Source organism: Pseudodesulfovibrio hydrargyri (genome assembly GCF_001874525.1).
GTDB classification, from domain to species: domain Bacteria; phylum Desulfobacterota; class Desulfovibrionia; order Desulfovibrionales; family Desulfovibrionaceae; genus Pseudodesulfovibrio; species Pseudodesulfovibrio hydrargyri.
The window spans coordinates 236,389-257,868 of sequence record NZ_LKAQ01000005.1 but is presented as its reverse complement, the minus strand read 5'-3'; the positions used below and the strand labels follow the sequence as shown (position 1 = coordinate 257,868).

At 60.9% G+C, this 21,480-nt stretch carries 23 protein-coding genes and 1 tRNA gene; 13 read left to right on the top strand and 11 right to left on the bottom strand.

All coding sequences use genetic code 11. The features are described from left to right. The first annotated feature begins 24 nt into the window (after positions 1 to 24). The 7 genes from BerOc1_RS18535 (at position 25) to BerOc1_RS18505 (ending at position 6,138) form a co-directional block, all read left to right on the top strand. Positions 25 to 1,191 carry an LL-diaminopimelate aminotransferase gene (locus BerOc1_RS18535; RefSeq protein WP_071547395.1) on the top strand — a complete coding sequence of 389 codons (1,167 nt, stop codon included), beginning with the start codon at positions 25 to 27 and terminating at the stop codon, positions 1,189 to 1,191. After that, positions 1,188 to 1,691, top strand: coding sequence for a 2-amino-4-hydroxy-6-hydroxymethyldihydropteridine diphosphokinase (gene folK, locus BerOc1_RS18530; protein ID WP_084641777.1), 504 nt, complete (start codon positions 1,188 to 1,190; stop codon positions 1,689 to 1,691). The genes BerOc1_RS18535 and folK overlap by 4 nt, the downstream gene beginning before the upstream one ends. 24 nt (positions 1,692 to 1,715) lie before the next feature. Further along, positions 1,716 to 1,994 carry a transcriptional regulator gene (locus BerOc1_RS18525; protein WP_071547394.1) on the top strand — a complete coding sequence of 93 codons (279 nt, stop codon included), beginning with the start codon at positions 1,716 to 1,718 and terminating at the stop codon, positions 1,992 to 1,994. A gap of 480 nt (positions 1,995 to 2,474) precedes the next feature. Beyond that, positions 2,475 to 4,562 carry a tetratricopeptide repeat protein gene (locus tag BerOc1_RS18520; RefSeq protein WP_071547393.1) on the top strand — a complete coding sequence of 696 codons (2,088 nt, stop codon included), beginning with the start codon at positions 2,475 to 2,477 and terminating at the stop codon, positions 4,560 to 4,562. A 3-nt stretch (positions 4,563 to 4,565) separates the two neighbouring features. Then, the gene (locus BerOc1_RS18515) at positions 4,566 to 5,258 is read left to right on the top strand and encodes an AzlC family ABC transporter permease (protein WP_071547392.1); all 693 of its coding nucleotides are present in this window, start codon (positions 4,566 to 4,568) and stop codon (positions 5,256 to 5,258) included. Further along, on the top strand, positions 5,245 to 5,541 hold the full coding sequence (locus tag BerOc1_RS18510; RefSeq protein WP_071547391.1) for an AzlD family protein: 297 nt from the start codon (positions 5,245 to 5,247) through the stop codon (positions 5,539 to 5,541). The genes BerOc1_RS18515 and BerOc1_RS18510 overlap by 14 nt, the downstream gene beginning before the upstream one ends. 162 nt (positions 5,542 to 5,703) lie before the next feature. Then, a complete protein-coding gene (locus BerOc1_RS18505) occupies positions 5,704 to 6,138 on the top strand; it encodes a GNAT family N-acetyltransferase (RefSeq protein WP_071547390.1) in 435 nt (144 codons plus the stop codon). A 105-nt stretch (positions 6,139 to 6,243) separates the two neighbouring features. Here BerOc1_RS18505 and BerOc1_RS18500 read toward each other — a convergent pair whose 3' ends face one another. Both BerOc1_RS18500 and BerOc1_RS18495 read right to left on the bottom strand, forming a co-directional pair. After that, complete coding sequence (locus BerOc1_RS18500; protein ID WP_071547389.1) at positions 6,244 to 7,899, bottom strand: SulP family inorganic anion transporter; 1,656 nt, start codon at positions 7,897 to 7,899, stop codon at positions 6,244 to 6,246. A 182-nt stretch (positions 7,900 to 8,081) separates the two neighbouring features. Next, positions 8,082 to 9,596, bottom strand: coding sequence for a response regulator (locus BerOc1_RS18495; protein ID WP_071547388.1), 1,515 nt, complete (start codon positions 9,594 to 9,596; stop codon positions 8,082 to 8,084). Positions 9,597 to 9,996: 400 nt separating this feature from the next. Between BerOc1_RS18495 and BerOc1_RS18490 the strand changes: the two genes are divergently transcribed. After that, positions 9,997 to 10,665 carry a nucleotidyltransferase domain-containing protein gene (locus BerOc1_RS18490; RefSeq protein ID WP_071547387.1) on the top strand — a complete coding sequence of 223 codons (669 nt, stop codon included), beginning with the start codon at positions 9,997 to 9,999 and terminating at the stop codon, positions 10,663 to 10,665. A 70-nt stretch (positions 10,666 to 10,735) separates the two neighbouring features. On the opposite strand, the gene BerOc1_RS18485 is transcribed toward BerOc1_RS18490, so the two are convergent. The 5 genes from BerOc1_RS18485 to rimI form a co-directional block, all read right to left on the bottom strand. Continuing rightward, a tRNA-Leu gene (locus BerOc1_RS18485) sits at positions 10,736 to 10,822 on the bottom strand. Positions 10,823 to 10,838: 16 nt separating this feature from the next. Continuing rightward, positions 10,839 to 11,189 (bottom strand): preprotein translocase subunit SecG, encoded by a 351-nt coding sequence (secG, locus tag BerOc1_RS18480; protein WP_071547386.1) that lies wholly within the window; start codon positions 11,187 to 11,189, stop codon positions 10,839 to 10,841. Between the two features lie 41 nt (positions 11,190 to 11,230). Then, on the bottom strand, positions 11,231 to 11,986 hold the full coding sequence (gene tpiA / locus BerOc1_RS18475) for a triose-phosphate isomerase (protein ID WP_071547385.1): 756 nt from the start codon (positions 11,984 to 11,986) through the stop codon (positions 11,231 to 11,233). Beyond that, positions 11,986 to 13,185, bottom strand: a complete 1,200-nt coding sequence (locus BerOc1_RS18470; RefSeq protein WP_071547384.1) for a phosphoglycerate kinase — start codon at positions 13,183 to 13,185, stop codon at positions 11,986 to 11,988. Before BerOc1_RS18470 ends, tpiA begins: the two co-directional genes overlap by 1 nt. Positions 13,186 to 13,196: 11 nt before the next feature. Further along, complete coding sequence (gene rimI, locus BerOc1_RS18465; protein WP_071547383.1) at positions 13,197 to 13,652, bottom strand: ribosomal protein S18-alanine N-acetyltransferase; 456 nt, start codon at positions 13,650 to 13,652, stop codon at positions 13,197 to 13,199. Between the two features lie 86 nt (positions 13,653 to 13,738). Here rimI and BerOc1_RS18460 point away from each other — a divergent pair, with 86 nt between their 5' ends. Continuing rightward, positions 13,739 to 14,275: an NUDIX hydrolase gene (locus BerOc1_RS18460; protein WP_071547382.1), complete on the top strand. Its 537-nt coding sequence runs from the start codon at positions 13,739 to 13,741 to the stop codon at positions 14,273 to 14,275. On the opposite strand, the gene BerOc1_RS18455 is transcribed toward BerOc1_RS18460, so the two are convergent. Together BerOc1_RS18455 and BerOc1_RS19390 are read right to left on the bottom strand one after the other, a co-directional pair. Then, a complete protein-coding gene (locus tag BerOc1_RS18455; RefSeq protein WP_071547381.1) occupies positions 14,272 to 15,066 on the bottom strand; it encodes an inositol monophosphatase family protein in 795 nt (264 codons plus the stop codon). The genes BerOc1_RS18460 and BerOc1_RS18455 overlap by 4 nt on opposite strands. A 66-nt stretch (positions 15,067 to 15,132) precedes the next feature. Continuing rightward, a complete protein-coding gene (locus BerOc1_RS19390) occupies positions 15,133 to 15,336 on the bottom strand; it encodes a DUF6485 family protein (protein ID WP_071547380.1) in 204 nt (67 codons plus the stop codon). Positions 15,337 to 15,613: 277 nt separating this feature from the next. On the opposite strand from BerOc1_RS19390, the gene BerOc1_RS18445 reads away from it, so the two are divergent. Continuing rightward, the gene (locus BerOc1_RS18445; protein WP_071547379.1) at positions 15,614 to 17,350 is read left to right on the top strand and encodes a hypothetical protein; all 1,737 of its coding nucleotides are present in this window, start codon (positions 15,614 to 15,616) and stop codon (positions 17,348 to 17,350) included. Between the two features lie 21 nt (positions 17,351 to 17,371). Then, entirely contained in the window at positions 17,372 to 18,457 is a 1,086-nt protein-coding gene (gene gcvT, locus BerOc1_RS18440) for a glycine cleavage system aminomethyltransferase GcvT (protein WP_071547378.1), read from the top strand. A 132-nt stretch (positions 18,458 to 18,589) separates the two neighbouring features. Here the strand turns inward: gcvT and BerOc1_RS18435 are convergent, their stop codons facing one another. Next, positions 18,590 to 19,237 carry a lysophospholipid acyltransferase family protein gene (locus BerOc1_RS18435; RefSeq protein ID WP_071547377.1) on the bottom strand — a complete coding sequence of 216 codons (648 nt, stop codon included), beginning with the start codon at positions 19,235 to 19,237 and terminating at the stop codon, positions 18,590 to 18,592. A gap of 165 nt (positions 19,238 to 19,402) precedes the next feature. On the opposite strand from BerOc1_RS18435, the gene yedF reads away from it, so the two are divergent. After that, positions 19,403 to 20,017 (top strand): sulfurtransferase-like selenium metabolism protein YedF, encoded by a 615-nt coding sequence (yedF, locus tag BerOc1_RS18430; RefSeq protein WP_071547376.1) that lies wholly within the window; start codon positions 19,403 to 19,405, stop codon positions 20,015 to 20,017. 10 nt (positions 20,018 to 20,027) lie between these two features. Continuing rightward, the gene (locus BerOc1_RS18425; RefSeq protein WP_071547375.1) at positions 20,028 to 20,783 is read left to right on the top strand and encodes a pseudouridine synthase; all 756 of its coding nucleotides are present in this window, start codon (positions 20,028 to 20,030) and stop codon (positions 20,781 to 20,783) included. Here BerOc1_RS18425 and lolA read toward each other — a convergent pair. After that, a complete protein-coding gene (gene lolA / locus BerOc1_RS18420; protein WP_071547374.1) occupies positions 20,780 to 21,472 on the bottom strand; it encodes an outer membrane lipoprotein periplasmic chaperone LolA in 693 nt (230 codons plus the stop codon). The genes BerOc1_RS18425 and lolA overlap by 4 nt on opposite strands. Positions 21,473 to 21,480: the final 8 nt, after the last annotated feature.

Genomic DNA, 21,480 nt, shown 5'->3' with positions numbered 1-21,480 from the left:
ATCGGATTCAAGGAGAGACCGTACATGTCTGAATTCAAGTTGGCCGACCGTCTGTCGGCGCTGCCTCCGTATCTTTTCGCCGCCATCGACAAGGCCAAGGCCGAAGTCGCCAAAAAGGGCATGGATATCATCAGCCTGGGTATCGGCGACCCCGACCTGCCCACCCCCGAATTCATCATCGAGGCGCTGTACGAGAGCGCCAGGAAGCCCAAGAACCATCGTTATCCGGACTACGTCGGCATGCTGGCCTACCGCCAGGCCGTGGCCGACTGGTACAAGGAGCGCTTCAACGCGGACCTCGACCCCGAGACCGAGGTGGTCAGCCTGATCGGCTCCAAGGAGGGCATCGCCCACTTCCCGCTGGCCTACGTCAACCCCGGCGACACGGTCCTGGTGGCCACGCCGAACTACCCGGTCTACGGCGTCGCCACCGAGTTCGCCGGGGGCAGGGTGGAGTATTTGCCGCTGCTCGAGGAGAACGACTTCCTGGTGGACCTGGACGCCATCTCCGACGAGACCTGGGCCAAGGCCAAGATGATCTTCGTCTGCTATCCGAACAATCCGACCGCAGCCACGGCGACCAAGCCGTTCTATGAGAAGCTCATCGAAAAAGCCAAGGAATTCAACGTAATCGTCATCTCCGACGCGGCCTACACCGAAATCTACTACGATCCGGACAACAAGCCCATTTCCATTATGGAGTGCGAGGGCGCCAAAGACGTCTGCATCGAGTTCCATTCCCTGTCCAAGACCTACAACATGACCGGCTGGCGCATCGGCATGGCCGTCGGCAACAAGAGCCTCATCGCGGGCCTGGGCAAGATCAAGGAAAACGTGGACTCCGGCATCTTTCAGGCCGTCCAGGAAGCCGGCATCGCCGCCCTGAGACAGGGCGAGCCCTTTGCCGAGGGTTTCCGGGCCATCTACAAGGAGCGTCGCGACGTGGTCAGCGCGGCCCTGACCAAAATCGGCATCAAGCATCGCGTGCCGGACGCCTCCTTCTACCTGTGGTGCAACGTGCCGGAAGGGTACAAGTCCGCGGATTTCGTGACCAACGTGCTCATGAAGACCGGCGTGGTCCTGACTCCGGGCAACGGTTTCGGCACCCCCGGGGAAGGGTACTTCCGCATCTCCCTGACCGTGCACAACGACAAGCTCGAGGAGGCCGTATCCAGAATTTCGAAACTGTGACCTGCTACGTGAGCCTCGGCTCGAACGTGGGGGACACTGAAGACAATCTGCATGAGGCCCTGGTCCTGCTCGAGGACTACGGCGACGACATACGCCTGAAAAAGGTCTCGGACTACTACGAGACCGAGCCCCAGGGAGAGGTCCAGGATCAGCCGTGGTTCACCAACCAGATCATCGAGCTTGAGATCGACGCCGAGATTTGGTCGCCGCCCGGTTTCCTGTCCACTTGCACGGCCATTGAAGCCAAGATGGGCCGGACCCGGGCCGTACCCGGCGGCCCCAGGCCCCTGGACATGGACATCATCGCCTGGGGCGACACGGTCATGGACATGGATTTCTTGACCTTACCGCATCCGCGCGCCAAGGACAGGGCGTTCGTGCTCGTGCCGCTCAAGGAGATCGCCCCGGATTTCGTTTTCCCGGACGGAACCACCGTGGACGAGGCCCTGGCCGCCATCGACTACCGGCAGGAAGGGCGCAAGCTCTGGCAGGACTCCTGATAAAACCAAACAACGAGGCTCCCCATGCTTAAATTCCTGGTCATCGCCGCGGCACTGTTTCTGGTCTACAAGCTCTTCATGGGCGACAAGCGCAAGAAGGACATGCAAAACGACAAATCCTTCAAGCAGAAGGTGGCCTCAGGCGAAATGGTCAAGGACCCGTCGTGCGGCACCTACGTCGACAAGGACGGTGACATCCGCGTCCGGGAAGGGGACAAGGTCCATGTGTTCTGTTCCTACGAATGCCGGGACAAATACCTGAAGCGGATCGGCGCCTCGGCCCCGCAAAAAGACGAAGAATAGGCTTAACCGCCACATGACCGATTCAAAGGCCCGACCCAGGGCCTTTTTTTCGCCCAAATTTCGAGCGTGAGCCATTTGGTATCCCAAGACGAAGTCCAATTCAGCAAAGCACCAAAAATGCGGCACAGACGATTTGTCGTCGCCCATGCGCGGAACGAGTCATCGGGAAGCCATCGTAAGCGACGACTGAATCGACAAGGCCAAACAGCATGAAGAAATTTATGCAAGTTTCCAGATGGTTATATAATTGTCTCATAATGTAAATTATGTAAACTTTTAACAACGAGAAGCGAAAACGGGCTGATCGTCACCGTGAGGATTTGCCCTTCCCGTTTTTGCAGCTCGCTGATTTCCTGGACGCGAATGAATGTCCGGATCAAGGAAACGGACATGCTTCCCATTGAGCATTTTTTTTGCTGCTGATAAGGATGCCCCATCACAAACAGACAAAAGGGCCGCTACGGCTGATTTTGAGGAAAAATGAAATCACGCATCGCATTTTCGCTTCTGACGGTTTTTATGGCCCTGGCCGGATTGACCCCCGCCCTTGCCGCGGAAAAACAGTCCTTTCAGGAATGGCTTGAGCACTACCGCGCCTGGGACCGCCTGGAAAAGGAATATGCCCACGAGTCCGCCGTGGACACTCCCGAGGCCGTGCTCAAGCGCGCTCAAGTCTATCTGAATCTCAATTCTCCCGAGAAAGCACTTGAAATCATTGAGATGACCCCGGCTTTCACCGGCAAGGACGAGGCCGACCGCCTGTGGCTGGGCGGCCAGGCCCACCGGGGGCTCGGTGACCTGACAAAGGCCGTGCTCTGGTATACCCAGGCCACCAAGTTCCTGTCGGACGACCAGATCCGCGCCCGTTTCAAGGAAGAATCCGCCTTGGAATCGATCTGGCACGACGTCTGGCTCAAGATGTACTGGTCCTACCTGGCCAACCACACCCTTTCCCGGGACTCACAGAAGGAAGCATTGGACATGATCCTGAGCGTGGGTCGCAAAGTGTGGAACAACGACTTCTGGAACAAGGTCAATTTCCTCATGAATCCCCAGTCGTTGCCTGCCGGGCCCCCTTCGGCCAACGGGTCCGGAGAAACGCCTGCCGCGCCACTGGTGCAGCCTGCGGACACGCAGCTGATCGCCCGGGCCATGGCATCGGTTTCCCTGGAAAAATTCGAAGAGGCCGCAAGCTACATATCCCAGGTTTCCAACGAGACGGTACGCACCTTCTGGGCATCGGCGCTGTCCTTCCTGAGTAGCGGCAACACACCGGGAACACTTGAAGTACTTCTTCAAGGCAACTACCTCAAGGCGCACGCCTTCTGGGCGGGCAATGTTCTGGCCCCCTATTCCAAGTCCCGCAGCGAGTGGTTCCTGGGCAATCCGGACTCCGCCGCTTGGACCAAGTTCCGCAACAACATCCTGACCATGGCCCCGGAAGAAGCGGAAAAGGCCATCGACAACGAACTCGGCTCCATGCTCATCTCCGAGCAGACCGCGACTTTGCTGCGCAACTTCAAACTGGCCCTGGCCCTTTCGGGCGGCAATGAGCAGGTTTCGACAACCACTTGGAATTCAATAGATAAGAGGACGCTTCCCATCTGCCTGAGGTTGGCTGGCATACTATCCTTCAAGGAGAGCTTGAACAACGTGCTGCCCGAGAAACCGGCCCAGGCCTTTGCCCTGTACCCGGTTCTGGCCGCCCTTTCCGGAGCCGCCGGCGAGAACGTCCATCCCGAGACCGAGGCCCCCTTCTGGACCGCCGCACCGGCCGACAAATTGAAAGACCTGTCCGCCGGACAGTATCCCCTGGACCGCCTGCTCCTCCTGGCCTACTGGCAGCAACGTTTCGAGGCCAAGCCGTCTCCGGAGCTGGCCAAGCGCGCCGCCTACCTATTCGACGATTCCTCCTTCGGCATCCGCAGCCTGATCTACCTGGCCGACGACGCGGTCAGGGCCAAGGACCTGCAACTCGGGGCCTTTTACCTGAACCGCATCGACGAACCCGCCCTGCCGCCCGAACTGCGCACGGCCTGGCTGGACATCAAGACCCGCCTGGAGCTCGAGGCCGGGCATCAGGGACAGGCTCTCGAAACCTATCAGGAAATGACCAAGACCGGCGAACCCGTCCCGGTGATGACACGGCTGCGTATGGCCTTGCTCTACCAGCAGCGCCGTGAGTACGAAACCGCACAAAAGGAACTGCTGGCCATGTGGGATGCCAGGTCGACCATGACCACGGCCCTGCAGGCCGAGACCCTGTTCTGGCTCGGCGAGGGCGAACAGGCCATGCGCAATCCTGACAAGGCGTTGGATTATTACCTTAAGTTGGCGTGGCAGTATCCCCAGGAAAACATTTGGTGCCTGACCGCCATGTACCGCGCCTCGCTGATCTACGAAAAGCGCGGCAAGTACGAGACCGCCAAGCGGCTGCTCGGCACCGTGGTCCGCAACGCCTCCCGCAAGGAACAGCGCGTGGCCGCCCAGGCGCGCATCGACGCCATCGACAAGAAGATGGGCACGGAAAAGGACGAGGACAAAAGCACGCTCGTCTACCCGTTCTAAGCCGTGGACGCCCGACTGACATTGGAATCCGCCCGGCAGGGTGCCCTGCGCACCCTGCCGGTGGCCTTCAGCGTTTTCGCCTACGGCATGGTCTACGGCCTGCTCACCCGCCAGGCCGGGCTGACTCTGGCCGAATCCGTGCTGTCCAGCGGCCTGATCTTCGCCGGCTCGTCCCAGTTCGTGTCTCTGGACATGTGGTCCCATCCGCTGCCTGTAACAGCCCTGGTCTTCACCACATGCGTCGTCAACCTGCGCCACGTGCTCATGAGCGCCTCCCTGACGCCCTGGATGCGCGGGCTGCCCTCCCGGTCCACCCTCCCCCTGCTGTTTCTGCTGTCGGACGAGAGCTGGGCCATGACCTATGGGGCCGTGAGCCGGGGCAAATCCGACCTGGGTTTCCTCCTGGGCAGCGGGTTGCTCATCTGGGCCGCCTGGATGGCGGCGACGATCACCGGCAGGTTGGCCGGGGCCGTCATCCCGGCCCCAGAAGCGTTCGGCCTGGACTTCGCCTTCACCGCCGTGTTCCTCTCGCTGCTGGCCGGATTGTGGAAAGGCAAAGGGGACATCCCGCCCTGGGTCGTGGCCGCCGTAACCGCCCTGCTTGTCGACCATTTTCTGCCCGGCAAGTGGTATATCGTGATCGGCGGCCTGGCCGGCAGCCTGACCGGCCTGTGGGGGAACAATGCGGATAGATAGCCTGATCGCCATTCTCGGCATGGCCGCCGTGACCTACCTGACCCGCATCAGCGGGCCCTGGCTGGTGCGCCTGGTCCAGGGGAACCAGCGGGTGGAGGCGTGCCTGTCCCGCCTTCCGGGCTCCATCCTGGCCGCGTTGCTCGCACCGCTGGTCTTTGCCGTGGGCACGGCCGAGGCCGTGGCCTCGGGCATCACTCTGCTTGTGGCCCTGCGCTTCCGCAACATGCCCCTGTCCCTGGTCGCGGGCGTCGGCTCCCTGGTCGTCCTGCGCCACCTCCTGTGACCGCCAGTTTCCACCGCCAGGAAAACGGGCATATCAAACAAGTCATCACAAACTATTACCGGCAACACAAAGCCTGCTATGTTTCGACAGCCCGATACTCTTTCCCCCTTTCCGCATCGTCGACCGATTGCCGGACCTTCCCAAAACGGCTATGTCTTACGCATGTACATTGAAAAGGCCCGGAAACGGGATTACCCCGAACTGCTCCTGGTCTGGGAGCGCTCTGTCCGCGCGACCCATCATTTTCTGACCGAAGAGGACATTTTATCCCTGCGGCCGTTGATCCTGGGCCAGTATTTCGATGCGGTGGAACTGTGCTGCGTTCGGAACGATGAGGAAAAAATCGTCGGATTCTGCGGTGTTGCCCACGGCAACCTGGAAATGCTCTTCGTTGCGCCTGACAGCCGGGGCCGGGGTATCGGTACGGCCCTATGCCGCCATGCCGTGGACCATCTCGGCGTGACCAGGGTGGACGTCAACGAGCAAAATCCGCAAGCCCTGGGATTCTACGAGCACTTCGGTTTCAAGGTCGTGGACCGCTCTCCCCTGGACGGCCAGGGCAACCCCTTCCCCCTGCTCCACCTGACCTTGCGCTGAACTGGTCCGGCCTGATCTCCAGGCGATCATGCTCCGCAAAAACAAAAGGGTTACGGTCGGATGACCGCAACCCTCTCGTGATTGCCCAAGGTTCGGGACAAAGGCCTAGGTGGCCGCTCCGCTGACCCTCGGGATCAGGTTTTCCGGACGGTTGCGCCCCGCCAGAAGCTTGCGCGCTGCGGCCAGAACCGCTTCGTGACTCGCATAGTAGGCGTCGGGAGAAAGGAGCTTGTCCATGCCCAGCTTCTGCAGGCTCTCGCGCTGCTCGGTGGTCACCGCCAGCAGCACGGAGATCCTGGCCGCCTGGAGCTTCTCGATGATCTCGCCCAGGGCGAAGACCGCTGAAATATCCATAAACGGCACGTCCAGGCAGTTGACCACCAGGACCCGGGTGCCGAGCATGGAGGAGAACTTGTCCTGCATGTTGGCCGTGGTGCCGAAGAAGAACGGGCCGCGGATGGTCACCACCTGGATACCGTAATCCGTCTCCCGCTGAATGGCGTCCTCGGCCAGGCTGTCCTGGGGGCGGCCCTCCACTTCCGAGACGGACACACTGCATTGGCGGGCGGTGCGCACAGCGACCATGGCGGCGGCCAGGGTGACGCCCACGCCCACGGCCACAATCAGGTCGATGAAGACCGTGACCCCGAAGACCACGATCATGACAAGCAGGTCGGTGCGCGGCGCACGCTTTACCAGGGAGAGCAGGCGGTAGTCGATGATGTCCACGCCCACCTTGACCAGGATGCCCGCGAGCACGGCCATGGGGATGTGGGACGCCAGGGGGCCCAGCCCCAGCAGGATGGCCAGGAGCAGCGCGGCGTGGATCACGCCCGAAACCCGCGTGGCGCCACCTGCCTTGATATTCACGACGGTGCGCATGGTCGCGCCCGCGCCGGGCAGGCCGCCCAGGATGGCCGAGACCATGTTGCCGATCCCCTGCCCGATGAGCTCGCGGTTGGAATCGTGCTTCTTGCGGGTCAGGGAATCCGCCACCACCGAGGTCAGCAGGGAGTCGATGGTGCCCAGCACGGACAGGGCCAGGCCGAGACCGATGATCCGTCCCATCTGCGAAGCCTCGAAGTCCGGCATGGTCGGATGGGGCAAGACGGACGGGATGGAGCCGATCATGGCCACGTCGAAATGTCCTTCCCATGCGATGACCGTGCCGACCAGCAGGGCGATGAGCGGGGACGGGACCACGCGGGTGATCCGGGCGGGAACCAGGAAGACGATGGCGATGGTCAGCCCGCCGAGCATGAGCGACTGCATCTGGATGTGCCCCAGGGCGGTGCCCAGTCCCAGCAGGGCGACCATGGGCGAGCTGACCGAAGGCAGGCCGAGGAGCGGCTCCAACTGGAGCAGAATGATGATCACGCCGATGCCGTTCATGAATCCGGACACCACGGGATACGGGATAAACCGCACAAAGGTCCCAAGGCGGGCCGAACCGAGCACGATCTGGCCAAAGCCCGCGATCAGGAACACGGCGATGATGTACTGCGGATGGCCGGGGAATGCGGCCACGGCCGAGGCGGCCACGATGGTCATGGGGCCGGTGGGGCCGGATATCTGGGTTCGGGTGCCGCCGAACACGGCGGCGAACAGGCCCAGCGCGATGGCCCCGTAAAGGCCCGCCGCCGCGCCGGCGCCCGAGGCCACTCCAAAGGCCAGGGCAAGGGGCAGTGCAACGATACCGGCCGTCAATCCTCCGCAGACATCTCCACGGAGATGCTTGAAATCATAGTTTAAGACTTTCACACTCTTATCCTTTGAAAACAATTCGAATCGATTCGATCAAAACGCGTTTCCCGTTCCGGCCCGCCATGCGCCCCCTCTATCGTCCACTGGACCGCAGGCAGCCCGACGGAGGAGCGGAAGCTACTCCCACGATGATACAAAGGCCAGTTATTTCCACGTGGTTTCAATGATGGCCGCTCGGGTCACGGACAGGAAATCGACCGGGACTTTTCACAGGCGGCCCGGATGGTCTCGCTCAGGGCGGCGGTATTCACCGGCTTGTTCAGGCAGGCAAAGGCCCCCAGGTTCATGCACGCCTCTCGATCCTGCTCTGCCGCCCGGTCGGCCAGAACCAGGACCTCGGTTTCCGGGTGATCCAGCTTGAACTGCCGCAACACGTCGGTTCCGGCCGAGACCGGCATGTCGAGCAGGACCACCTCGGGCTCGTGTTCGTCCATGGTGTAGAACGCGCTCTTCCCGTCGTACAGGGCAAAGGAACGCGCTTCGCCGCCATGACGCAGACGCGGGGAAAGGGTCGGGACAAACTTGCGCTTGTCGTCCTCGAGCACGGCCAGGCACCGTTCCCGGCGGATTCGAGCGCAGGCAGCGCCCTGGTGATATTCCCGGCCGACGCCGAATTCGACGCTCGAAACACCGTCGATGCCCGTGGCCAGTCCGCAGACGCGCCGGGCCATGCGCTCCAGCAACTTGCCATGATCGTTGACGGCCAGAGAGACGAAACCGTCCCTGACAAATACGGACACGGCCCAGTTTTCATAGGGAAGATGGGCACGGATGGTTTCGGCCAAGACGGCATCCTCGCCACATGCCGATGTGCATGCCGCGTCTTCCAGTGCCTCTTCGCCACGATACGGGCGAACAAGAGCCGCCCGCTGAAAAACATCGTTGGGGTTGTAGCGCTGGCCCGTGCCGATCTCCACGCCCCGGACCCCTCTGAACTCGGAGACTTCGTCGAACAGACAGCGGGTACCGTTCTTCAGGGTCGAGTCATGACTCTCCAGGCTCAGGGTCAAGGTCCCGCCCTGCGCGGACACGGCCACGTCGTGCCCGTGGCGCGCCAGTTCCGCCTGCACCTTGGCCGCCAACCGAAAGTCTTCCATGCGCGCACGGCTGGCCGCCGTATCCCGGACCACGGCTTTGGCCAACTGCTCGACGACAAGATAAGCGCTCTGCCTGGCACCGAGAGCGCCCACCGGAACGATCATGTCATACAAGGTTTCGGACCACGGATCGTTGCAATCCGTAACGCCGACGACCCACTCTCCGCGCATCCGGTCGTCCGCAGCCATGACCTCTCGCGCCTCGGACTCGGTGCGCTCGCCGTCCCGGCAGGCCGTCCACAGGCGGTCGTTGGTCTCGTTGACCAGGCATACGCTCAGGATGCTCGTGCAATCCCGAGGGGCCAGCAATGCCGTAATTCCCCACAGCACCAGATTCTTCTCGGCGGACAGCTTGCGGGCCACGGCGTACCGCAGCCAACTGACAACCTGATTCCGGTCCGGCCCGCTCATGCCGAAATCGCCCCCTTCCGCGCTGAATATCCCGGCGATCATCGCCTTGTTCAGGCCGGAGAGCCAAGCGGCATCGGCAATGATCTCTCGGTCTTCAACCAAGTGATACCCAGTGATTTCCGCCACACGCTCGACCACAGGCCGAGCATCGCAAAAACATCCGTTGAATATTGTAATGGCTGTCATGGTGTACCTGTGGCTTGGGCCTGATCCCGTCAGGCGGTTGTTTGCGACATGCTGGCGATGATCCGCCCCATCCCGGTTGTTGCCTTTTGCAACATGAACCTGGTTCTGCTAGGGAAACCGGTCTCCGACGCCCGAATCCATTTGCCGAGTTAGCCAATTATTAAAACAGGTTAAAAGCCGAGCTATGACAACGGCTTGCCTTTACAAGCAGGAAGCGTTCCACCCGCCCTGTCTTGGGGGCTTCAACTCGATGAAATCCTTCTCGAAAGGCCTTTGGTTTGAGTCCTCTCGACGTCGCCCTCACAATGGCCGCAAGACGGCAAGCAGTGCCATGTTTGGCTGGCGTCAGGCTGCGGCGACTGATACACCTTCGCTGCACTCAACCCACAAGGAGCACTATATGATTGAAGCTCAAACCTGGGTGTCCGAGATCCTTTCCAAATTACGGGAGGCGTTCGGGACCCGATTGCGATATCTCGGATTGCAGGGCAGTTATCGGCGGGAGGAAGCTTCCGAATCGAGCGACATTGACCTGGTGGTCCTGCTCGACACGGTGGAACTGGACGACCTGGACGCCTACCGCGCCGTGGTCCACACTATGCCAGAGGGGCACAAGGCATGTGGTTTCCTGTGCGGCGTCCGGGAGTTCGCCGCCTGGCCGCCCCATGAACTGTTCGCCTTCGCCAAGGATACGGCCGACCATTTCGGCAGGCTGGATGACTACCTGCCGCCGATCACCCATGACGACGTGCGCCATGGTGCGAAGATCAACGCATCCGCCCTCCTGCACATGCTGACCCATAGCTACCTCTATGCCGACAAGGAGTCCACGCGGGCCCTCCTGAAGGAGGCCTTCAAGGCGGCCTTCTTCCTCATGCAGGTGGTTCACTATCTGGATTCTGGACAGTACCGCGCGAGCAAGCGGGAACTGCTCGCCGACCTGGACGGCGCACAGCGGGAAATTATCGAAGCGGGAATGGATTTCCCCGGCTGGCTGGAGGCCCGTTCGGAACGACAGGCCTTTGAAATGCTCCTCGGCTGGTGCCGTGACGTGATGTGCGAGGCCTGATTCACGACGCTCCAGTACTTATAAAAAGAGGAAGGGTTGCAACCTGTTGGCTGCAACCCTTTTGTATTCGTGGTGCCGGGGGGGGGATTCGAACCCCCACGGAATTTCTTCCACTGCCCCCTCAAGACAGCGTGTCTACCAATTCCACCACCTCGGCACGATATGCTTTGAACCTATTGGTTCTTGGCGTCGTCTCCGGTATCCTTGAAGGTCACTCCGGGCTTGGCCGGTTCGGCCGGTGCCGTGGTCTCCGCCGCAGGCGCATTCTGCTGCAGCATGATGGAGTCCTGAGTGGATACCTTGTTCCCGGTCAGGATGTTGTATCCGAGGGAAGTGATCAGGAAAACCGTTGCAAGTCCAGCGGTTACCTTAACCAGGAGGCCGCCTGCGCCGGTGCTGCCGAACATCGTGCTGCTGCCGCCGCCGAAGATGACTCCCATCCCCTCGTGACCGGACTGAAGCATTACAGCGCCGATCAAAAAGATGCAAGCCAAAACATGGATGACTATGACTATGGTTTCCACAATTAATCCCTTTTCTTAGAAACTTCTTTCCGCTTGCAAAATCAAGCCAGTACGATCTCGCTGAAGCTTTGTCCCTGCAAGCTCGCGCCTCCTACCAATACTCCGTCGACGTTGTCAAGCGCAATAATCTCGGCGCAATTGCCCGGCTTGACACTGCCGCCATATAATATCCTCATTTCATTTGCTTTTTTCCAAAAGATGGAAACAAGAATTTTCCGGGTGAACTCGTGCGCCTCGACGATTTCCGCCGGCCCGGCCACTTCGCCGGTGCCGATGGCCCAGACAGGTTCATAGGCCACAGACAGCCGCTCGGGGTCGATGTCCGTCGGGACGTCCTTGAGCCCGGCCCGCAGCTGGCGCTCGAGAACCTCATGGACGCGGCCCGCCTTGCGCTCCTCGATGAGCTCGCCGATGCACAGGATGACCTTGAGCCCTTCCTTGAGCCCGTAGGCGGTCTTGGCCCCCACATATTCATCGTTCTCGCCGAGCACGTGTCTGCGCTCGGAATGACCGGTCAGGCCGAAGGAAGCGCCCGCGTCCTTGAGCATCTTCGGAGCGATCTCGCCGGTGAAGGCGCCCTCCTCCTGTATATAATAGTCTTGGCCCCCGGCCGAGAACCCGGCCACCGGGCCTAAGACGTCGCCCACGGCTTTGAGTGCGGTGAAGGGCGGAAAGACGAGCACCTCGCGGTCCGCCGGGAGCTTTCCCGCGGCCAGGCCGACCAGCTCTTCCGCCGTGCCCCGGGCTTCGTCCCAGGTCTTGTACATCTTCCAGTTGGCTGCCATCAACTTTTTCATTATTTCATGCACTCCTTTAAGGCTTTGAAGGCCGGAAGCTCCTTGCCTTCGAGGAATTCCAGGAAAGAACCGCCACCTGTCGAAATAAAGCTAAACTTATCATCGAGTTGCATCATGTGCACCACCGCATCCGTGTCCCCGCCGCCGACAATGGTCAGGGCGTCATCCAGTCCGGCGATGGCCTTGCAGACCGCCAGTGAGCCCTTGGCGAAAGCCGTGGTCTCGAACAGCCCCATGGGGCCGTTCCAGACAATCGTCTTGGCCCGCTCAAGCACGGCGACAAAGTCGGTGATGGTCTCGGGCCCGATATCCAGGACCAAGGCGTCCGCCGGGATGGCGTCCGCCTTGCAGACCCCTTCGGCCTGCTTGGCCTTGGGCGTCTTGGCATAGCGGAAGTCCACGGGCAGGTGCAGGGTCGAGCCCATGGACTTGGCCTTGGCCATGATCCCTTTTGCCGCGTCCACCAAATCCGGTTCCGCCAGGGACTGGCCGACCTCATGGCCCTGGGCCAGCAGGAAGGTGTTGGCCATGGCTCCGCCGATGATGATGTCGTCCACCTTGCCGAGAAGATTATTCAATATTCCCAGTTTGGTTGAGACCTTGGCGCCGCCGGAGACGCAGACGTAAGGCCGCTTGGGATCCTTCAGGGCCTCGCCGAGATATTCGTACTCCCGCTTGAGCAGGAACCCGGCGCAGCAGACCTTGGCGAACCGGGGCACGTCCACCACCGAGGCGTTCTCGCGATGGGCCACGCCAAAGGCGTCATTGACGTAGACGTCGGCCAGGGAAGCCAGCAGCTTGCCGAAATCGCCCCGCTCTTCCGGGGTCTTGCCGGTCTCCTCGGGATTGAAGCGCAGGTTGTCGAGCATGATCACCTGGCCCGGCGCTAAATCGGCGGCCATCTTCACGGCCTGATCGCCGATGCGGCCCGGCACCAGGGCCACCCCCCTGCCGAGGAGTTCGCCGGTGCGGTTGGCCACCGGCCCCAGAGAAAGTTCGGGCACGACTTTGCCCTTGGGTTTGCCCAGATGGGCGCAGAGGATGACCGAGGCACCTTTGTCCAGGGCGTACTGGATGGTCGGCAGTGCCGCCCGGATGCGGTTGTCGTCGGTGATCACGCCGTCCTCGATGGGGACGTTGAAGTCCACCCTGAACAGTATTTTTTTACCAGCGATATCAACCTGATCGATAAACAGCATACGTCAAAACCTCATGCTTCGTGTTGTGGGAAGTCGTACCGGAGCAACAGTGCGTCTTCCTTGGTGTCCGGGTAATATTTCTTTCTTACGCCAATCTTCTTGTATCCGAACTTGCGGTACAAAGCCAAGGCCGGATCATTGGAGATCTTCACATCCAGAAAACTCTTGGTCGTGCCGTTGGCCTCGCTGATCTCAAGGCTCCTGGACAGCAACGCCTCGCCCAGTCCCTGCCTGCGGTATTCGGGGTGCACGGCCAGGTTGAGGATTTCCATTTCGTCCGCAATGAGGGAAAAGGCCATGTACCCCGCGAGCACGCCGTCGCGGCGCACACCAATAACCTTGAACGCCTCTCCCTCCAGGCCGAGCAGGAACTGCTCCCTGGTCCAGTGGTAGGCAAAGCACAACGCTTCGAGCTCCATGAGATCCCGGATATCCGGTTCCCCCAACCCGACCACCTCGTCCGTCATCGCGCCTCCGCAGCCATATGGGGCTGGATATGTTGAAACATTACGTGTATACAGAATTTGCACAACAAACAAAAGAGCCTGCGCCCATGACCTTTCAGCAAGACACCCTCGAACGCGACACGGATCACCTGATCGAAGTCATCGACCGGAGCAACCGCCCGCTGGCCGTGCTCTCCAAGCGCACCGTGCACCGGCAGTTGCTGATGCACCGTTCGGTGCAGGTACTCGTCTTCAATCCCGAAAAAAAGATATTTCTGCAAAAACGCAACTCCAACAAGATGTTCTTTCCCGGCCGTTGGGACATCTCCGCCCGGACACACCCCCGGGCCGGGGAATCCACCTTTGACGCGGCCGTCCGAGCCCTACGGGAGGAGCTGAACCTGGAGATCGACCATCCACAGCTCGTCCGGGAACTGCCCGCCGGGCCGGAGACCGGCTTCGAGCATGTCTCCCTGTTCGAGGTGACCAAGAACACCCTGCCCGTGGTGCCCAATAGCGACGTGGTCTCCGAAGGATTCTACTATTCGCGGGAAGAACTGACCTGTCTGATCAAGGAATTCCGCGAGCTGCTCACGCCCAACCTCGTCATCCTCTGGGAATCCGGCCTTCTGGTCCCGGCCTAACCCCGGGTCAGCAGTCCGCTCAGTTCCCCGTGAATCCGGCCGTTGGTGGCCAGGATGCAACGCGACTTGAAGGAGTACGGCACGGCCGCGTCGTACTCGGACACCCTGCCGCCCGCCTCATTGACGAGCAGCAGTCCGGCCGCCGTGTCCCAGGGGTTCAGGGCGCGCTCGTAAAAACCGTCAAGCCGCCCGCAGGCCACGAAGGCCAGGTCCACGGCCGCCGCGCCAGCCCGCCGGATGCCCTGCGTCCGGGGCAGCAGGGTTCTGAGATTCTTGAGAATATCTTCGAGATGCGTGTCGATGTCATAGGGAAAGCCCGTGCCCAGCACGCATTGCTCCAGGTCCGCCTCGCCGGTCACTGCAATGGATTTTCCGTTCAGGAAGGCCCCCTGCCCCGCCACCGCGGTGAACCGCTCGCCCGTGAGCGGCATGTTGACCATGCCCAGAACCACCCGGTCGCGACGCCACAGGGCTATGGAATTGGCCACGAAGGGCAGGCCGTGGGCGAAATTCGTGGTCCCGTCCACCGGGTCGATGATCCAGGTCAGTTCCCCGGGCTCCGTGTCCTTGGCCGTCTCTTCGGCCAGAAAGTCCGATCCGGGCAACAGCGCGGCCAGTTCGTCCTTGAGCATGGCCTCCACGGCCAGGTCGGTTTCGGTGACCAGATCGATGCGCCCCTTGTGGCGGACCTTATGCCCATGGGCCGCGCCTTCGCGAACGATGTCGCCGGCCCTGTCCGCGATGGCGGCCACCCCCTCCATGATGCGTGCGGCATCGAAATCACGGGTCATACGCATTGCTCCTCAAAGAAAAAGGGCGGTCTCGACCGCCCTCATGGATGTTCCGTTGGCGCGGGATCAGCTCCTGCGCTGGATGAAGAATTCCACGGACCGGTTATAGGTCTTTTCCTCTTCCTTGGTAAAATAACAGCCGGGCAGCTCGCCCCGTTGCCGATGGTAATGCAGACACTCGCAACAAATGCCGTGCTTGTCGCAATTATAGGTGCAGGTACAATATTGCTCGTTGATTTTCGATCGCGGGCATTGATCCTTCTTCTTCATGACGACCCCTCTGGTCACGGAAACGTGCGGTTCTGTTGTGTCTCAAAAGCCCTGATACAGTAGCCAACAGCGGTCAGAGAGTCAATAATTCTGGCGCATTGTTTCGCAATGGAGCGGCTATGGCGCCCCTGATCGACCGATGGACCTCCACAGCCTGTTCGATGTGATTATAATGCGCTAATCATTGTATTTCATGGCGGATGGGTATAGACATATACGATGATCACATGAGGCTCTGACGCCTCTCCCCCTCTGACTCGACCCGGAACCGCTTTCAATGTGGAAAAAAGCATTCAGCCAGGCTCCTGGCTACAAGAGAAAAGGGAAGAAGAAATCCCGCATCAGGATTGAAACCCTTGAGGAACTCAAGGAGTTCATCGACTATGAGCACATCAAGCACTGCCTGATGAGGCCGTATTTCGAAGAGCAGGACTACCCCCTGGTGGAGGCGCGGGAGCTGCTTCCCTCCTTCGAGGTCGATCTTTACGAGCACAAGAACCTGCCCGGCTTCTCCATGGTCGCCTTCGAGCGGCAGCTCAATTCCTTTCAGGAGATATTCCAGTTCGACGCCCTGCACTCGCCCTCGGACTGGGAGGAGATGCTGGTACAGGACTCCTGCGCGGTTGAGGACAATGCCCGGGGTACCAACATTCGTACCTTCCTGAGCCGCCTCCCCAAGCGGTATCACCATGAATTCCTGAATAATTTCGAATCCTGCGACATCTGCACCATCCGAGACTACGACCGGATGCTGCCCTTTTTGCTGCAGCTGGAGCGGGCGCACGTCCTGGCCCTGAATTCGGCCGGGGAATTCACCCTGCAGGGCGTGTACGCCTCCCTGCCCTCCAACCTGGACAGCGAACTCAAGCAGTTCGGACTCAAGATCGGCAAGTTCAAGCCGGGCAACAACCTGCTCTACGAGTGCAACCGGTTGTTCGTGTATCAGTACATGATGGAATTATACGGCTTCCCCATCGTGTCCGAGCGGCGCACCTCCTCGGCCATGTTCGCCATCCGCCTGCTGCGCCAGCACGAGCGGTTCATCGTCCGCGTGCTCGGCCAGAGCGACCGGACCATCACCACGCTGATGTCGCCGCCCAAGGGCACGCCCAGGCGGTCCATCAAGTATCCCAAGGTGGAGAAGATCGCCCTGGTCCAGGTCAACGAGAACCAGAAGGAGCTCTGCGAGGTCCTCGATGACCAGGGATTCTTCATCGACCGCAAGAATCGCGTGGTCATCCTTCGGGTCTCCTACCAGCAGCACGACTACAACCCCCGCAACGTGCGCGAGGACCGCGCCCTGTCCGTGCTCAGGCAGGAGATCATCCACCCCATAACCGGGCGGATCATCGAGGGCATGAACATCATCCAGAACGTGCGCAACATGCTTCTGCGCCTGAACGACATCGTGCGCGGCGAATACCGCATCCCGGTGAACTACAAGCGCCAGGAGCTGATTGAAAACACCGAGACCCACGAGAACCGGCTAAAAGTGCTCTTTGTCTGGCTTTCCAAGCACATGCACCGCATCGTGGACTACTCGGACGACTACTACGCCCAGTTGGTCCGCGTCCTGGACGCCTACCTGCTGGCCCCGGACAACTACAAGATTTTCAACGAACTGCACGATCTGCACCAGGAGGTCTGGTCCAGGTACGGACAGATCCAGCAGGCCAGGAAGATCCGGGTGCTTGAAGATTTACGCTATCGCAAGTACAAGGGCGAAGCCATTTCGTACAAGCGGATGCTGGAACTGACGACCGGGATTCTGAATGATCTCAAGTTTGAAATCGTCAATTATTTTGACAAACTGGTCGTGAAAATCCTGATCATCGGCAACGACATGGTGTCCGACGCCTACCTGCTGCGCAAGTACGTGCAGCAGGACGACAAAGACCTCTCGCCTTATGGGCGGGACATCAAGAAACTGTACCAACAGCTGGTTATGCTGCTCGACGAGTTCCGGTCCATCCGGAAATCCCGCGTGTCGAGCCAGGCCGGTTCGGGACAATAGCAACACCGCAAGGAGCATACATTGGAAAACCTGGAAACCACCCCGCTCACCCAGTGGCACCGGGAAAACGGTGCCAAGATGGCCCCGTTCGCCGGTTTCGACATGCCGGTGCAGTATAAGGGCATTATTATCGAACACAAGCATACCCGCGAAAAGGCGGGTATCTTCGACATCTGCCACATGGGCGAGTTCAAGCTCTCGGGCAAGGACGCCAAGGACGGGTTGAACAAGATCGTCAGCCACGACCTGGACACGCTGGCTCCGGGAAAATGCCGGTACGGCTTCCTGCTCAATGCCTCGGGCGGCATCAACGACGACCTGATCGTCTACTGCCTGGCCGAGGACGAGTACATGCTCGTGGTCAACGGCGCGTGCCGCCAGAAGGACTTCGACCACATCGCGGCCAACCTGCCCGGCGGCCTGTCCTTCACGGACATCAGCGACGGGACCGGCAAGATCGACGTGCAGGGTCCCGAGAGTCTGGACGTGCTCAACGACCTCTTTGACTCCAAATGGAATCATCTGAAATATTTCAATTTCGAGCAGACCGAGGCGCTCGGTTTCCCGATGATCGTCAGCCGCACCGGGTATACGGGCGAGCTGGGCTACGAACTCTACCTGCCCGCTGACAAGGCCCTGGGCATCTGGGAAAAGCTCATGGCGGACGAGCGCGTGGAGCCGGTCGGCCTGGGCGCGCGCGACACCCTGCGCCTGGAAATCGGCTATCCGCTATACGGCCAGGACCTGGACGAGCAGCGCACCCCGGTTGAGGCCGGCGCCGGCTTCTTCCTCAAGAAGGAATCCGGGTACATCGGCAAGTCCGGCCTGGGCCGGGTGGACGAGACCCTGATCCCCCTGACCATCGATGGCCGCCGCACGGCCCGGCACAATGACGAGGTCTGCCTGCCCGGCGGCGAAAAGACCGGCATCATCACCAGCGGCTCCTTTGCCCCGAGCCTGGGCCATTGCATCGCCCTGGCCTATGTGCGGGCCGAGGACGCGGACAAGGACACCTTCATCATCAAGACCGCCCGCGCCGAACTGGAAGCGAAAAAGACGGCCCTGCCCTTCTACAAGGAAGGCACGGCCCGCATGAAGACCGAGTAGGCGACCTCTTCCAAACGACAAAATGCAAGCCCCCGCCTCCCCGAGCCGGGGGCTTTCTTTCGCGCTTGCCACCCGCGAAGCGGCAACAAAGAGTTTAGGAAGGAAAAGAGGATGGGGGTCCGGCGGCCGGGGCTATTGCTCCGGCTTCAACTCGTGCATGCGGGCTTCGAGGCGGGCGGTTTCACGGGCCATGACCTCTTCGGTCAGTTTCTCAGTGGTCACGGCCATGGGCTCGCCGATGCGGACCGGACAGCGGGTGAACGGCATGGGCAGGACGAACCGGTCCCAGGATTTCTCGAAGACCTTTCGACGTTCGGGAAAGGCGCGAATGGGAACGATCTTGGCCCCGGCCCGCTGGGCCAGGAAGATGACGCCGTCTTTGGCCTTGTGCCGGGGGCCCTTGGGCCCGTCTATGGTGAACACGGCCATGCGGTTTTCCTGTTCCATGATCCGTTTGGCCTTGAGCAGGGCCCGCACCCCGCCCCGGGTGCTTGACCCGCGCACCGTGGTATGGCCGATCCGCTCCAGCATCCGGGCAATGACCTCGCCGTCCTTGGACTGGCTGACAAAGGTGACCAGATGCGTGGTCAGGGTATGGCCGAAGGCGGTCACCGGGAAGATTTCGCCATGCCACAGGGCAACCACCAGGGGCTGGCCCTTCTTGTTCAACTCGGCGAATTCGGTACAACCCTCCGGCTCGAAACGGATGGTCCGCACCCACAACTTGAACAGCCAGGCGATGAGGGGCGCGAACGCGGCGGGATCAATCGGTATTTTCATACAGGAACGCTCTGTTACGGATTTTCCTTTCTCTACCGGCTAGCGACCCGGAGGGCAAGTGGTGAAAGACAATGAACCAATCTATAGTTAGCAGAATTTCGATGCATCTTATCGATTTGACCAAGCGGCGCATTCTGTGCAGCATTTCAAAATCAAGGAGTAGACATGACTGACATTTCCCTCGATTGCAAAGGCCTCCCCTGCCCCCAGCCCGTGCTCCGCTGCAAGGAGACCGTGGAAAAGGACGGCCCGGCCCGACTGGTGGTCATCGTCGACAACGAACCGGCCAAGGAGAACGTCTCCCGTTTCCTGACCATGCAGGACTACGCCGTACAGGCGGAAAAGTCCGGCCCGGATTTCATCGTTACCGGCCTGCGCGAACACGGGGCCGAATGCGAGGAATGCGCGGTCATGACCGAGGCCGAGCTCGAGAATGTGGACAAGGACAAGATTCTGGTCTTCGTACCCACGGACGTCATCGGCTCGGGCGACGATACGCTGGGCGGCAACCTGATGTACAATTTCATGGTCACCCTCAAGGAGCTGGGCGACGAGCTGTGGCGCATCATCCTGGTCAACGGCGGCGTGAAGCTGGCCGTGCCCGGCAGCCGCTGCCTGGAGGAACTCCAGAAGCTCGAGCAGAGCGGCGTGTCCATCCTGGTCTGCGGCACCTGCCTGGAGTTCTTCGGCCTGACCGACAAGCGGGCCGTGGGCGACGTGACCAACATGCTCGACGTGGTCACCAGCTTCCAGCTTGCCACCAAGTCCATTCAGGTCTAGAAGACGGGGCATGCCCAACGCCCCTTCCGACACCATACGACTGAACAAATTCATCGCCCAGTGCGGCGTCGCGTCCCGGCGCGGCGCCGACGACATGGTCTTTGCCGGACGGGTGACCGTCAACGGCAAGACCGTTGACTCCCCCGGGCTCCAGGTCGATCCGGCCACCGACGCGGTGGCCGTTGACGGAAAAACCATCGGCCTGAAGACGAGCGCTGGCGAACTGACCCTCATGCTCCACAAGCCGGTGGAGACCGTGACCACGGCCAGCGACCCCCAGGGCCGCCAGACCGTCATCGACCTTCTGCCCCCCGAAATCCGCAGGAAGCGCCCCTTTCCGGTGGGCAGGCTGGACTTCTTTTCCGAGGGGCTGCTCCTGCTGACCACGGATGGCGACCTCTGTTACCGGCTGACCCACCCCAAATACCACCTTCCCAAAGTCTATGTCGTGACCATCCGGGGCTCGGTACCGCAAAAGGCGGTGCAGGCCATGCGCAATGGCATGACCCTGAAGGAAGGCGAAAAGCTCGCCCCGGCCAAGGTGCGCCTGAAGAAGCCCATTGCCGGAACGCAACAGCTTGAGATTACGCTTATTCAGGGCGTGAACCGGCAGATTCGCCGAATGTGCGACGAGTTCGGGCTGACCATCCTGCGGCTAAGGCGCGTGCAGCAGGGGCCGGTGACCCTCGGCAGCCTCAAGCCCGGCGCGTGGCGCGAGCTGACCGCCGAAGAAACGGCGGCTCTGAAGAAAGAGGTCGGCCTCTAGAGCCCCTGGGTGTTGTCCTCCACCTGCGTGCCCTCGGGCGGGGTGAAGGAGAACATGTCCTTGGCCAGGTCCACGTCTATCTCCACATTGGACAGCTTGACCTCGTTGCCGTTGCCGTAGAAATCCACGATCATCACCTGCCTGAGCAGCCCCGTGGCCGGTTCCACGCCGACAAAGGCCAGGACCATGCCCGGCTCGGCCTCCTTGGGCACCAGCTGCAGCACGGTCAGGTCTTTGCCCCACCGGGACCGGACCTCATCCGCGCCCGGCCATTCGGTCCGGACCACGAAGTCCTCCTTGATGTTGGCCTGGCCCGAGAGGAAGCGCAGGATGGTCTTGGAATCGAGCAGCGCCGTGACCCCGTACTTGATGGCCAGTTCCTCGTCCGGGATGTAGTCCCAGGCGAACTTGGGCCCGACCACGAGCAGTTCCTTTTCCGGGGCCGTGGTTTCCCAGCGTACCTGGGAAGGCTGGCGGAACCAGATCTTGCCCTCGCGCTTCTCCACCTCGCCGCTGGCCACATTGGTCAGCTCCTGGGTGAAATCGGCCCGAAATGTTTTAAGGGTCTCGTATCGCTTCTGAATCAAATCCGGCAAATCCTGGGGCGGAATCGCTTCGACCGCTCCGGTAAAGGCCGGGACCAAGAGCAGGGATACCATGGCGAAAAGGGCGGCGAAAAATCTAGACATATTGCTTA